The organism is Corallococcus sp. AB049A, from assembly GCF_003668885.1.
GTDB classification, from domain to species: domain Bacteria; phylum Myxococcota; class Myxococcia; order Myxococcales; family Myxococcaceae; genus Corallococcus; species Corallococcus interemptor.
This window is the reverse complement of sequence record NZ_RAWL01000244.1, coordinates 1-13,038: the sequence shown is the minus strand read 5'-3', so window position 1 is coordinate 13,038 and position 13,038 is coordinate 1. Positions and strand designations below refer to the sequence as shown.

Sequence of the window (13,038 nt, the reverse complement as noted above, 5' to 3'; positions counted from 1 at the left end):
GCCTTGCCCCGCTCCGGTTCAATCAACACCGTCACCGAGCTCGCCCCGGGCACCGGCCCCAGGTCCAGCGTCATCTCCGTGCCCGCCACCTGCACCACCACCGCCGGCTCGCCCATGCCCCCGCGAGGTCCCACCACGAACCGGTAGCTGCCCGGCGCCAGGTCCGCGCTGTAGCGGCCATCCGCGCCGGTGATCAGCGACACCGTCTCACTGCGGTCCGCGTTGAGCCCCTCCACCTGCGCGCCCGCCGCCGGCTGCCCGTTCGCCAGGTACACCCGGCCCGTCAGGTGCGTCGCGGGCTTGAGGGTCAGCTCCACCGGCGCCGTGCTGCCGCGCGGCACCTCCTGCGTCCCGCTCACCTTGCCCTTGCGCGCGGACACCGTGAAGCGCGGCACGAAGGGCGGGCTCGCCAGGCTGAAGCTGCCATCCGGCCCCGACAGCACCGAGCCGTCGCACACATCGCACGTCACCACCGCGTCCGGCACCGCGCCACCGGACGCATCCCGCACCCGTCCGGACACCGACGGCGCCTTCACCAGCACGATGTTGCCCACGTCCTGCGGCGTCGAGGGACGGTCCACCACCTGCGGCTCGTACCCCGCCGCGTCCACCGCGACGATGAGCCGGTCCCCCGCCGTGGACAGCGGCAACTCGAAACGCCCGTCCGGGCTGTTCACGTCGTGTTCGTCCACCCGGAAGCGCTTCACCGGCTGCCCCGAGTCATCCACCACGCGGCCCCGGAACGTCGTGCGCCGGCGCATCTTCACCCGCACCGGCGGCCCGCCCGGCTTGCCCTGCGGCCGCTCCAGCGGCTCGTAGCTCGCGTGGCGCGCCTCCACCACGTAGGTGCGGTCCGGCCTGAGCGCGCGGAACTCGAAGTGGCCGCTCGAGTCCGACTGCGTCGGCTGCGCCATGCGCGGCGCCACGCTCATCGCCGCGCCCACCACCGGCTGGCCGTCCTCGTCCACCACGTCGCCCGTGAGCTGCGCGCCCGCCTCCAGCTCCACCGTCACCTGCTGCTTCGTCCCGTCCTGCACCGTCACCTGCTTGGGCGACGACGGCAGGTACTCCGGATGCGACGCCACCAGCTGATACGTCCCCGGCGGCAGCCCGCGCATGGGCACCACGCCGTCCGGCCCGGAGGGGCGGTCGCTGCGGAAGATGTTCTCCGGCTCCGCCCACAGCGTCACGTCCGCGCCCTCCACCCGCCGGCCGCCGCTCGTCACCGTCACGTCCGCGCCCGCCTTCGCCTCCAGGGACAGCGTCACGTCCGTCGCGGGCGCCGTCGCCTGCACGCTGCCGCCGCCCCACTCGGAGTGGTGCGCGTGCAGCGTGTAGAGCCCCGGCATGGGCACCTGCGCCATGAAGCGGCCGTCCTCGCCCGCGTTCACCACGCCGCCGGTGGGCTGCACCAGCACGGACACGCCCGCCGCGGGCCGGCCGTACTCGTCGATGACCTGTCCGCTGATGACCGTGGCCTTCGACAGCTCCAGCTCCAGCGGCGTCTCGCCCTGCACCACGCGCGCGGGCAGCTGCGCTGACGTGAAGCCCTGCGCCTGTCCCTCCAGCACGTACTCGCCCGGCGCCAGCGGCCCCAGCTCCGCCAGCGCGCCGGTGGGCACCGCGTCGCGGCGGATGAGGTCTCCGGCCACCGTGCGCAGGAGCAGCTCCGGGTTGGGCACCGGCTGGCCCTCCTCGTCCACCACCGTGACGAGCAGCCGGCCCGCGGCCTCCAGCTCCAGCGTCACCTGCGTCACCCGCTGCGACAGCGTGAGCGTCTGGGGCGTGGAGCCGAAGCCCGGCGCCTCCGCCGTCACCACCACCTCGTCCGGGTACAGGCCGTTGAAGCGCACCGGCGCGCCCTTGGGCTCCGTGTGCGCCTCGCGCGTCAGGTGGTCGCCCCTCAGCCGCACCGTCGCCGCCGCGGGTGCCCCGTCGCGCGTCACGCGCACCTCCAGCGTGCGCGACGGCGTCAGCTTCAGGCGCAAGGGCTGCGAGTCCGCCTCCACCTGCTGCGCCACCGCGGGCTGGAAGCCCTCCGCGTCCGCGAGCACGTAGAAGGGCCCTTCGCCCAGGCCGGACAGCGTGAAGGCCCCGCCCGGGCCCGCCACGGCCTCGAAGGGCAGCGGCACCTTGCGCGACACCGCGCGCACCCGCGCCCCGGGACGGGCCTGGCCGGAGTCATCCACCACCGTGCCGGTGATGCCGCGCAGGGGCGGCAGGTACAGCTCCACCGCCTCCCCCGGCGCGGCCCGCTCCTTGAGCGCCACGCCCAGCCCCGCCGAGCGCGCCCACACCGTGAAGGACACGCCCGCCAGGTGCTCGAAGCGGAACTTGCCTTCCGCGTCCGTGCGCACCGTGGCGCGCGCCGTGAGGAAGCCCTGCTGCTGTTCGAAGAAGGCCCGCGTGTGCAGCGCCGTCTCGTGCGCGGTGCAGGCCAGGAGCGCCAGGCCGCACTCGTCACACCGCACGTCCGCCAGCGTCCGCTCCGCCGAGGCCGCGAGCGACACTTCGGCATCCGGGACCGGCCGGCCGTTCCCGTCCAGCACGCGCCCGGTGAGCGTCAGCCCCTCCTGCGCGCCGGAGGACACCGCCACGGCGTTGAAGGCGGGCATCCCCTGACGGATGGAGCTGGCGGAGACGGGAGAGACGGGGCGCGCGGCGGGCGCGCCCCACCGGGGCCCCAGCACGATGGCGGCGAGCGCCAGCACGGCGGCCGCCGCGATGAAGACCCATTTGCGCATGTGTACGCGGCCGGGACCTTACTCCCAGGCCGGCCCCCCAACGACGGTTTCCCCCTGGAAATTCCAGAGCGTCCTGTTGAGGACGTCCCAGGGGCCGGTGGAGTTTCCGCTCAGTCCTCCGCGAACGGTTGGATGGCCTGCGCCACCGCCAGCTCCTGCCGCGCCTCGCTCAACTCCGAGTTGGTGGCGCGCAGCCGGTCGCTCAGCACCTGCACGAAGCTCCAGAGCATCTTCACCGCGAGGATCGCCTCGCGCTTCATCAGACCCATCAGGTCCGAGCGGGCGATGACCATGGTCCGCGTGGGCTCCGTGGCGCGCACCGTGGCGGAGCGGGGGGCGTTGTCGATGAGGCCCATCTCGCCGAAGTGCCCGCCCGAGCGCAGCTCGGCGATCTCCACGCCGTTCTTCTCGATGGCCACCCGGCCCCGGATGACGACGAAGAGCTCCTCGCCCGGCTGCCCCTCCACGACAATCTCCCGGCCCGCCGGGTAGGTGCGCGTGGTGGCGATGGACAGCACCGCCGTCTGTTCCTTGTACGTGAGGTGGCGGAAGAGCGGGATCTTCCGCAGCGCCTCCATGCGCGACTGCGCCTCGCTCGTCTCCTCGCTGGCGAGCGCCGCGCTGTCGCCGGCCACCTTCACCACCACGGCGGTGATGTTGTCCTTGCCGCCGCGCTCGTTGGCCATCTCCACGAGCTTGCGCGGCAGGTCCCCGGGCTGCAGGCCCGCGACCAGGGGGAGAATCTCCTCGTCCTCGATGTAGCCGTGCAGGCCGTCCGAACAGAGGAGGAACACGTCGCCGGGCATCAGGTCCACGATGAGCGTGTCGACCTGGACGGACTCCTGGATGCCCACCGCGCGGGTAATCACGTTGCGGTATTGCGAGGTGGCGGCCTGCTCCTTGGTGATGGTGCCGGCCTTGAGCTGGGCTGCGACCAGCGTGTGGTCCTCGGTGAGCCGGTGGCACTGCCCGTGCCGCACCAGGTACACGCGGCTGTCGCCCACGTGGCCGATGACGCCCTTGTTGCCGCCCACGGCCAGGCACACGAACGTGGTGCCCATGCCGCGCTTGGAGGCGTCCGTCATCGCCGTGCGGTAGATGTCCGCGCACGCGCGCTGCACCGCCACCTCCACCAGCGCGGCCGCCGCGGAGCGGCTGTCCGCCGTGGGGTTCTGCGCCAGGTCCTTGAGCAGGTGCCGGTTGGCCGCGATGTGCTGCTTGACGACCTCCGTGGCGCGCGCGCTGGCGACTTCACCCGCGGCGTGTCCGCCCATGCCATCGGCGACCATGAACAGGCCGAGCGACGCGTCCACCATCATCGCGTCTTCGTTGTGTTGCCGTTTCCGGCCGACATCGGTCAGCCCGAAGGCTTCTGTGGTCAAGGCCACCGCGAACGCTCCCATCCATGCCTAGAGGGTGACTCCGCACGTTACGCAGGCCGCCGAAGACGTGGCAAGGCTTCAGGGTTGCAGGCGCACCGACAGCAGGCGCGCGAAGCCGCCCGCCGTGTAGAAGCTGACCTCCACTTGACCGAAGCGCAGCCGCATCCCGTCCTCCAGCCCCCGGGCCTTGCGGGCCACCAGCCGGCTTCCCGCCACGTACGAGCCGTTCTTCGAGCCCGCATCCGTCAGCAGGAAACCCGTATCCCCCGGGTCCCTGGAAAACCACGCGTGGAAGCGGGACACGCTGCCGTCATCCAGGACGACGTCGTTGTTGCCGGTGCGCCCTACAGTGATGCCCCGGCCGAAGGCGTTGCCCTGGGACTTGAGCAGCGGGAAGACGACGGGCTCGTCCTGCCCGAGCGTGGGCGGGCCCGCGTTGGTCACCGTGCGCACCGGGTACTCCTCCAGGTCGGAGGGACGCGCGGCGCCCAGGGGCGGTGTGAAGAGGAGCAGGCCCGGCGGGAGCCCCCGTTCGAACTCCTCGCGGTTGCGCAGGTAGCGCGCGACGTGGGCACTGAGCAGCTCGGCCATGGGCGTGGAAGCGCGCGCCCCGCTCGCACCGGCAGGCGGGGCCGCTCTCGCTCATGGAGTGTACCGCGCCGCTACCGCCAATCCGCGATAATTCCGAGGTTCACGCCACCCACGAAGTCGCGCGCGAGGCTGCGGTTCTTCAGCCCGAAGGGCTCCGCGTAGCTGATGGCCACGCCCACGCCCACGTCCCGAGGCAGCTGGTAGCCAATCTGGAAGCGGCCCTGGACGGTGCCCGCGGTGCGGCGGTCCGGCGGCTGGGTGGTGAAGTGGGCGCCGTAGAAGGTGGGACCGGCCGTCACCTGGAAGCCCCAGTGGACCTTGCCCGGCAGGTGGTTGCGGTAGCCGAAGCCCACCTGCGCCGTGTGCTCGTAGTAGGAGGACACCGGCACGGCGACGCCCCGGCCGAGGTTCACGCTGTCGGGCAACGACGCTGCCCACCCCACTCCGCCCTCCAGGATGGCGATCCACGCGTCCTTGCGGTCCTGGAAGAGAGTGAACTCCCACTGCAGGTGCAGGTTGGGGATGACGGCGCCGTTGCGCAGCTGCGCGCCCACGAAGGCGCCCCGGGGCAGCCAGGCGGGCGTGGGCGACACGTGGCCCCGGAGGTCGGCGGCCTCTTGCGACGACTGCGCGTGGGCGGCGGTGGAGACCAGGGCCAGCGAAAGAACCAGCAGTGCGCGAGCGAGGTGGAGCATGGGTCCCTATCCACCGTGGCAGCGCGCACTTGTCAACGAAGTGTTCCGTTGGCTATGACACGCAACGCCCTTCCTGCCGTCGCGGGAGGTCACCAGGAGCGGAACACCGAATGCCAGTCGTCACGGTCCGGGCCAGCAGCAAGCAGGGTCCGGCACAGCTCGACACGCTGGTCCGCAAGGTCACGCAGAAGACGTCGGGCCTCCTGGAGGAGAATGACCGGGTGCTGGTCGTCTACGGCGAGGGACGCGCGAACCTCTACTATGAGGGTGCGCCCCGCCCGCGCACCGTGTCGCGGCCGGCCTGACGTCCCCGCATCACCTCAGTCGTCGGGTCCCAACCTGCGCGCGCGCTGGAAGAGCGCCGGCGGGTCGCGGTCCACGGCGGCGATGAGGCGGTGCCCCAGCAGCTCGTAGGTCTCCGTCTCGATGGGACCTCGCCCCGGGGCCTCCAGCCCGTCGAAGTTGCCCACGCGGTAGCGCGCCGCGAAGACGAAGTGGAAGTCCGGCGGCGCGAAGAGGTGTTCCGGGTCCCCCGCCGGGTGGACGTCCATGGCCCAGCGCGGTTCGAAGGACGGCGGGTGGATGCCGCGCTCCACCAGCTCCATGTGCTGGCGCGTGTAGAGCCCGGTCATCTCCTGCAGCGTCGCGCCGGCCTCGAAGCGGATGTGCGGGTAGAAGCGGTAGCACGGGTGCTGCGGATCCAGCGCGTAGAGCCAGCCACCGGGAGGGGTGAGCTCGCGGAAGATGGCGAGCATCCGGTCCGCCAGGTCCCGGTAGAGCTCCAGCCGCGCGTCGTGCTCCAGGCGGAAGAAGTCTCCGCTGACGACGAAGCGCGCACTGCCCTGCTGCGCGGAGGGCCACGGGTGGTCCAGCGCGTGGCGCTCCGCATCGCCCGACAGGGGCCTCCAGGCTTCTTCGGGGTCCGGCTCCGGTTCCAGTTTGAGCGCCACCATGTTCCCCCCTCACATCTCGGAAACCCGGGTATGCGCGCAACGCGGGATTCGCGCAAGCACCTGGAGGGAGGGGTCTGTGCATGACACCCGACGTCCACCGCGTTCCTCTTCCGGGTGATGTGGAAAGCCGCTGGGGCCCCGCACACCCGGAGTCACGCGCGGTGGCTCAGGGGACCTCCACCTCGTCACCCAGGAACGTGTAGCCGAAGGTCCCCACGCGGGTGGCCTGGCCGTTCGCGACCTCCTCGAACGTGCCCCGCACCACCGTGCCCGAGTAGTCGATGCTCAGCTGGCTGTTCTCGATGCGGCCCTTGCCCAGACGGAAGTCCAGCCAGAGGTTCTCTCCGAGCTCCACGGGCACCGGGCACGCGCGGATCTGATCCGGCCGCACGTCCTGCAGGTCCTCGTACTCCACCTCACCACCGTTCGCGCCGGGCCCTTTCATGGTCCGGTAGCTGGCGGAGAGGGAGCACTGCAGCTTGTTCATCGTGATGAAGGCGTCGTCGTCATTGAAGACGTTGAAGCCCACGTCCAGGTCTCCCGCGGACTGCTTCGCGCCGGTGTCGAGCTGGAGGTCCAGCTCGTACTGGCCCTGGTACTGGCGCTTGAGGTCGTCCTCTCCGCAGCCGGTGAGCGCCGTCGCGGCGAACAGCAGGCCGGCGAGGATGGACTTCGAGCGGAAGTGCTTGATTGCGTGGGTCATGGGATTCCTCTCCAAGGTGGGGGTGTCTGTTCACGAAGGGCCTTGCCGCCCTTCTCTTTCCCTTGGTCTCCGCGGGCCTCGGGATTGATCAAACAATTCACGCCGTCAGGCTTCAGAACGGCGCGGGAGAGAGGAACTCCAGACGCGCCCCCGTGCGCGGATGCACGAAGGCCAGCACCTCGGCGTGGAGCATCAGCCGGGCGTCCTCTCTTCCAGACCGCGCGTCCCCGGTGCTGGGAACTCCCAGCCCCAGGCGATGCGCGGAAGGGATACGCAACGCGTGGGGCGGCTGGGTCGTTGGAAGGAATTCCACGCGGGTGCGGGCCGGCTCGCGACGGAGCACGGTCCACGCGCTGACGGTCCGCTTTCCGTGGCGCAGCGGCAGTTCGATGAGGCCCGAGTCCCCTTCCACGTGGCCGTCCACCCAGGCGACGTGGCGGTGCTCCGCCTCGCGCCGGGAGAACTGCCGCTGGAGCGAGGCGCGCGTCACCGCGTCCCGCGCGATGACGAGGAGGCCGGAGGATCCGGGTTCCAGTTCGTGGAGGAAGCTGGCGGAGGTCAGCTCCGGGAACCGGGACTGGAGCCGCACGAGCACCGAGTCACGCGCGGGCGCATGGCGACCCGGGAGCGTGGGCAGTCCCACGGGCTTGTCGACCACGAGGAGCCACGGATCCTCATGGACGATGCGCGGCCCTGTATCGGAAGGAACCGGGAGCGCTACGTCCAATCCCTGCAACATGTACGGCAGCACCGTGCCGCACTTGTTGTCGCATGCGGGGTAGTACGCACCGGACTCCCGGCGGCCGTCCTGCGGCGGTGCTCCCCACCAGAACTCCGCGAGCTCCAGGGGCTTCAATCCCTCTCGAAAGGCATACGCCAGCAGCTTGGGCGCCGCACAGTCGCCAGCGCCACCGGGGGGAGGCTTGGGCGCGAACAGCGCGGCCAATGTCTGGGTTTCGCCGCGCGCGTTGGGAATGACATACCCGAGGGTCACCTGCCGCCACAGGGCCCGCGAACGCTCAGCGCGCACGTGCTCCACTTCCTTCAGGGCATGAAGGGAGCGCTCTGCCCGCGGTGCTTCGGCCTCGCGGGACAGCGCCGCGTGCTGTTGTTCCAGCGCGGCCAGCTCCGCCTCCCCCGCGGGCCAGAACGCGTCGCGGGCCACCGGGTCGAACAGCGGCGGCACGAAGCCCTCCACGGTCCACGCCCCTCCGAGCATCCCGGAGAACGCGCTCAGGAACCCCACGCGTCCGTCCGGCGCCGCGACCACCAGCACGCCGAACATCTTGCCGCCACCGGGCCGCCACAGCGCTTCGTGGAACGCGGCGTCCTGCCGCAACCGCCGCTGAAGCGCCTCCGCCGCGCGGAGCCCCCAGGGGCCGGGAGCCTTCGGGTGGAAGGGATTCGTCAGCTGGGTGGGCAGGTCCCCGGGCGGAGGTCCTTCGAGGAGCGTCAGGGTCTGCATCCGGGCTCCATCTTCGCCTGAATCCTTCCGCCACGGGCGACCTTGTGGATGAAGCGGCGCAGGCCCCGAGGCAATCTGGAGGTCCGGTCAAGGATGACGGACGGCCAGCCAGGCGTTCATCTCCAGGAGCCTGGGAGGCCTTCATGACGGTCGACGTGGAGCGGGCGCTGCGCGAGGTGTTGCCGGCGGAGGCGGTCGTCACGGATCCGGACGTGCTCGCGGCGCACCGGAACGACCAGGCGGAGTGGGCGTCCTCGGGCATGCCGGCGGTGCTGGCGAGGCCCGCGTCCACGGCGGAAGTGCAGGCCGTGCTCCGCGTGGCCACGGCGCTGCGCGTACCGGTGGTGCCCCGGGGCGCGGGGTCGGGCCTGTCGGGCGGCGCGAACGCGAGCGAGGGCTGCATCGTGCTGTCACTGCTGCGGATGAACCGCATCCTGGAAGTGGACCGGCGCGGGATGCTGGCCGTCGTGCAGCCCGGCGCGCTCACGGGCGCGGTGAAGGCCGCCGCAGCGGAGCAGGGCCTCTGGTACGCGCCGGATCCCGCGAGCTGGGAGTTCTCCTCCATCGGCGGCAACCTGGCCACCAACGCGGGCGGCCTGTGCTGCGTGAAGTACGGCGTGACGGGTGACGCGGTGCTGGGCCTGGAGGCCGTGCTCGCGGACGGCACCGTGGTGCGCACCGGCGGGCGGACGGTGAAGAACGTGGCGGGCTACGACCTGACGCGCCTCTTCGTCGGCTCCGAGGGCACGCTGGGCGTCCTCACCGAAGCGACCCTGAAGCTGCGCCCCCGGCCACCGAAGGCGACGACGCTGGTGGCCGCGTTCCCCACGCTGGTGAGCGCGGGCACGGCCGTCTGCGACATCATGGAGCGCTCGCGCCCTTCCCTGCTGGAGCTGATGGACCGCACCACGGTGCGCGCGGTGGAGGCCTGGAAGCCCATGGGCCTGGACGTCGAGGCCGAGGCCCTGCTCCTCGCGCGCTCCGACACCGGCGGCGTGCAGGGCGAGGAGGAGCTGGCGCTGATGGCCGCGTCCTGCGAGCGGGCCGGGGCCACCACCGTGATGAGCACCGCCGACGAGGCCGAGGGCGAGCTGCTCATGGGTGCCCGCCGCTTCGCCTTCCCGGCGCTGGAGCAGCGCGGCGCCACGTTGCTGGACGACGTGGGCGTGCCCGTCGTGCGCATCCCGGAGCTGCTCGCGGCGGTGGAGCGCATCGCGGCGAAGCACGGGGTGCTCATCGGGACGTTCGGGCACGCGGGGGATGGGAACATGCACCCCACCGTCGTCTTCGACCGGAAGGATCCGGTGGCGCTGGCGCGGGCGAAGGAGGCCTTCGACGACATCCTGCACGCGGCGCTGGCCCTGGGAGGCACCATCACGGGCGAGCACGGCGTGGGGTCCCTCAAGCGCGGCTTCCTGGGCGCGCAGCTGGGCCCGGAGACGCTGCGCCTGCACCAGGCGATCAAGCGCGCGCTCGACCCGCTGGGCCTGCTCAACCCCGGCAAGATGCTGTGATTCCGGTGGGTTGGCGGCGGCGCGAAGAAAAATAAATCCGGTGTCGATCCCACCGGGGCGCGTTCGTCGCGTGGATGAAGGCGACGTTCACCTCATCCCTTTCCTTTCCGTCAGGAGACGCACCATGGGCACCAAGATCTTCGTCAACCTCCCCGTCGAGTCGCTGGACCGCGCGGTCGGTTTCTTCACGAAGCTGGGCTACACGTTCAACCCCCAGTTCACCGACGCGAACGCCACCTGCATGATCATCAGCGAGGACATCTACGCGATGCTGCTGGTGAAGCCGTTCTTCAAGAGCTTCATCAAGAAGGACATCGCGGACACGAAGAAGTCCACCGCGGCCATCATCGCCCTGACGGCGGAGAGCCGGGCCGCCGTCGACACGCTGGTGGACAAGGCGCTGGCGGCGGGCGCGAAGGAGACCAAGGAGAAGATGGACCAGGGCTTCATGTACCAGCGCAGCTTCGAGGACCTGGACGGCCACCAGTGGGAGTCCTTCTGGATGGACCCGGCCGCCATCCAGCCGCAGCCGTGATTCAGAGGGGGAGCTTCATCCCTTCGTGGCTCGCCACGAAACCCAGCCGCGCATAGAAGCGCTGGGCTTCGTGGCGCCGCTTGTCGGTGGTGAGCTGCATCAGGGCGCAGCCCCGGGCCCGGGCGCGCGCCATCGCTTCGTTCATCAGCGCTTCTCCAATGCGCTGCCCGCGCAGGTCCGAGCGCACGCGCACCTCCTCCACCAGGGCCCGCCGGATCCCGCCGCGCCCCAGGCCCGGGATGTACGTGAGCTGGAGCGTGGCGATGACCTGCCCATCCAGCTCGCCCACGACGATCTCGTTGTTCGCGTCGGCGGTGATTTCGTTGAACGCGGCGTCGACGGCGGGAGTGACCTCCTCGGCGTAGCCGGTGCGCGACTGCGCGATGGCGTCATTCGCGAGCAACTGGATGATGGTGGGCAGGTCGGCGTGACGGGCGTTGCGGAAGGTGACGGAGGGCATATCCGCTCAGCCTATTCTGGATGCGGCCCCTGGAGTTCCCGTCGCATGCATGACGGAGCGGCGGGCCAGGGCTTGCTCATGGCGGGGTCCGTACGCATGACCATGCCATGGCCACTTCGCTCCCGCCCGGGAATGCTCCCTCCGGAAGGATGCTCGCGCTCGCCTTCACGGCGGTGGTGTGCAGCTTCGTCGCGGCGAGCTTCGTGGTTCAGCGCGCCTCCGCGCAGATCGGCGATCTCTCCGAGGGCATCATCTTCAATTCGGGGCCGAGCATCGAGCACCTGGCGCAGATTCGAAGGGCCGTGCTCGAAGCGGAGCTGAGCCTCGAACGCTATCTTCACGAGCCCGGGAACAGGCAAGAGGCGGCGCGGACACTGGAGGTGGACCTGACGCGCTTGAAGGACGCGGCGCGCGCCTACCTGGACCTTCCACCGGTCCCCGGCGAGGAGCCGCTGCGCCTGGACATCCAGGCCTCCTGGCTCCAATTCGAGCAGCGGGTCCAGAAGGCGCGCTCCCTGGCGGATGCCCCACGGGACGCCAATGCGGCCGCGGCGGTCGGCAGGGACATCGTGGTGGCGCGCCAGCACTTCCTTGAACTCGTCACCCGCGCCATCGAGCATGATGCCATCTATGGACGGACGCTCGCGGCGAACATCCTGGAGACGCGCCAGAACACCCGCAGGCTCGCCACCGCCCTCAACGTCGTCTGCGGCACGGTCGCCGTCCTCATGGCGTGGTTGCTCCATCGTCAGGCGCGCACGCGACGAGCGCTCTTCGATGCACACGCCCGGTTCCTGCGCGAACGGGCCGCGGAGCTGGAGCACTTCGCGGGCCGCGTCGCCCACGACATCCGGAACCCGCTCTCCGCGGCGCGCATGGCCTCCGAGCTGGCCATCCGCCGGAGCGACGAGGGCCCGGTGGCGCAGTCCATCCGCCGCATCATCCGGAGCCTCCAGCGGGCGGACGCCATCACCGGCGCGCTGCTCGAGTTCGCACGGTCCGGAGCAAAGCCAGACCCGGGAGCCCGGACCGCCCCCTGCGAGGCCATCGCCGACACGATGGACGGCTTCTCGGCTGAAGCGGAGCACGCCCGGATCGAGTTCCACGTCGAGCCGATTCCAGAGGTCCTCGTCACGTGTGGCTCCGGTGTCTACCTGAGCCTGCTCGGCAACCTGCTCCGCAATGCAGTGAAGTACATGGGCGACGCCACGACCCGGCGCATCACCGTCCGGGTGACCACCGGCAGGGGTGCCTTCGTCCGCACCGAGGTCATCGACACCGGCCCTGGGATTGCCCCGGAGCTGCTGCCCTCCCTGTTCGAGCCCTACTTCCGGGGCGCGACCGATGGCGCCGAAGGGCTTGGCCTGGGGCTCGCCACCGTGAAGCGGCTGGCGGAAGGCCACGGTGGGCGCGTCGGCGTCACGTCCGAGCCTGGGAAGGGCAGCACGTTCTGGTTCGAGCTGCCGCGAGCAGGCCCCGCCTGGGAGCTCGGCGCGGAGGACGGCAAGCTCGCGGCGGGCACTCCCGGGCGAGACGTCACGCAGCTTCAATAACCGCGGGACGTGCCAGGGCGAGGCGTCAGGCCGCGGGTTGCTCGGCCAGTCCGGGCGGAGCGGACACGGCGAGGACGTGCAGCCGCCGCTTCCCTCCCGGGACCTCCCACTCGATGCGCTGCCCCTCGGAGAGTCCGAGCAGCGCGCTGCCGATGGGCGCGAGGACGGAGACGCAGTCCGCCCCGGTGCGCGCATCCCGCGGGTAGCAGAGCTTGAGCTGACGGCGCAGGCCCGTCTCGTCCTCGAAGACCACGGTGCTGTTCATCGCCACGACGCCGGGCGGCAGCGGCTCCACCACCTCCGCGCGGGCAAGCTCCTGGTCGAGGCGCTCGATGAAGAGCGCGTCGCGCCCGGACTCCTGCTGGTCGAGGAGGCGCTGGAGGGAGTCGAGGTCCGAGGGGCTGATGAGGATTCGGGGATTGCGGCTCATGTCTGTCCTTTCT

Annotated in this window: 13 protein-coding genes; 4 read left to right on the top strand and 9 right to left on the bottom strand. The window is 71.0% G+C overall.

Translation table 11 applies throughout. From position 1 onward, the window contains the following. The 4 genes from D7X55_RS24325 to D7X55_RS24310 form a co-directional block, all read right to left on the bottom strand. Positions 1-2,744, bottom strand: a 2,744-nt coding sequence (locus tag D7X55_RS24325) for a carboxypeptidase regulatory-like domain-containing protein (RefSeq protein ID WP_121724329.1), incomplete at its 3' end; no start/stop codon positions are given. Positions 2,745-2,854: 110 nt separating this feature from the next. Continuing rightward, entirely contained in the window at positions 2,855-4,147 is a 1,293-nt protein-coding gene (locus D7X55_RS24320; RefSeq protein WP_014396319.1) for a Stp1/IreP family PP2C-type Ser/Thr phosphatase, read from the bottom strand. Positions 4,148-4,204: 57 nt separating this feature from the next. Then, positions 4,205-4,717, bottom strand: a complete 513-nt coding sequence (locus tag D7X55_RS24315) for an FHA domain-containing protein (RefSeq protein ID WP_120552565.1) — start codon at positions 4,715-4,717, stop codon at positions 4,205-4,207. A gap of 71 nt (positions 4,718-4,788) precedes the next feature. Beyond that, positions 4,789-5,412 (bottom strand): hypothetical protein, encoded by a 624-nt coding sequence (locus tag D7X55_RS24310; protein ID WP_121724328.1) that lies wholly within the window; start codon positions 5,410-5,412, stop codon positions 4,789-4,791. Between the two features lie 110 nt (positions 5,413-5,522). Here D7X55_RS24310 and D7X55_RS24305 point away from each other — a divergent pair, with 110 nt between their 5' ends. After that, the gene (locus D7X55_RS24305) at positions 5,523-5,717 is read left to right on the top strand and encodes a hypothetical protein (RefSeq protein ID WP_120552563.1); all 195 of its coding nucleotides are present in this window, start codon (positions 5,523-5,525) and stop codon (positions 5,715-5,717) included. A gap of 15 nt (positions 5,718-5,732) precedes the next feature. Here D7X55_RS24305 and D7X55_RS24300 read toward each other — a convergent pair whose 3' ends face one another. The 3 genes from D7X55_RS24300 to D7X55_RS24290 form a co-directional block, all read right to left on the bottom strand. Then, positions 5,733-6,365, bottom strand: a complete 633-nt coding sequence (locus tag D7X55_RS24300) for a DUF2716 domain-containing protein (protein WP_121724327.1) — start codon at positions 6,363-6,365, stop codon at positions 5,733-5,735. A 166-nt stretch (positions 6,366-6,531) separates the two neighbouring features. Further along, complete coding sequence (locus D7X55_RS24295) at positions 6,532-7,068, bottom strand: hypothetical protein (protein ID WP_121724326.1); 537 nt, start codon at positions 7,066-7,068, stop codon at positions 6,532-6,534. A 112-nt stretch (positions 7,069-7,180) separates the two neighbouring features. After that, positions 7,181-8,533 (bottom strand): pseudouridine synthase, encoded by a 1,353-nt coding sequence (locus D7X55_RS24290; RefSeq protein ID WP_121724325.1) that lies wholly within the window; start codon positions 8,531-8,533, stop codon positions 7,181-7,183. 143 nt (positions 8,534-8,676) lie between these two features. On the opposite strand from D7X55_RS24290, the gene D7X55_RS24285 reads away from it, so the two are divergent. Together D7X55_RS24285 and D7X55_RS24280 are read left to right on the top strand one after the other, a co-directional pair. After that, on the top strand, positions 8,677-10,047 hold the full coding sequence (locus D7X55_RS24285) for an FAD-binding oxidoreductase (RefSeq protein WP_121724324.1): 1,371 nt from the start codon (positions 8,677-8,679) through the stop codon (positions 10,045-10,047). A gap of 124 nt (positions 10,048-10,171) precedes the next feature. Continuing rightward, positions 10,172-10,582: a VOC family protein gene (locus D7X55_RS24280; protein WP_121724323.1), complete on the top strand. Its 411-nt coding sequence runs from the start codon at positions 10,172-10,174 to the stop codon at positions 10,580-10,582. Position 10,583: 1 nt separating this feature from the next. Here D7X55_RS24280 and D7X55_RS24275 read toward each other — a convergent pair whose 3' ends face one another. Next, a complete protein-coding gene (locus D7X55_RS24275; protein ID WP_120552557.1) occupies positions 10,584-11,042 on the bottom strand; it encodes a GNAT family N-acetyltransferase in 459 nt (152 codons plus the stop codon). Between the two features lie 107 nt (positions 11,043-11,149). On the opposite strand from D7X55_RS24275, the gene D7X55_RS24270 reads away from it, so the two are divergent. Continuing rightward, on the top strand, positions 11,150-12,595 hold the full coding sequence (locus tag D7X55_RS24270) for a HAMP domain-containing sensor histidine kinase (RefSeq protein WP_147470192.1): 1,446 nt from the start codon (positions 11,150-11,152) through the stop codon (positions 12,593-12,595). A gap of 25 nt (positions 12,596-12,620) precedes the next feature. Here the strand turns inward: D7X55_RS24270 and rnk are convergent, their stop codons facing one another. Beyond that, the gene (gene rnk, locus D7X55_RS24265) at positions 12,621-13,025 is read right to left on the bottom strand and encodes a nucleoside diphosphate kinase regulator (RefSeq protein WP_120552555.1); all 405 of its coding nucleotides are present in this window, start codon (positions 13,023-13,025) and stop codon (positions 12,621-12,623) included. Positions 13,026-13,038: the final 13 nt, after the last annotated feature.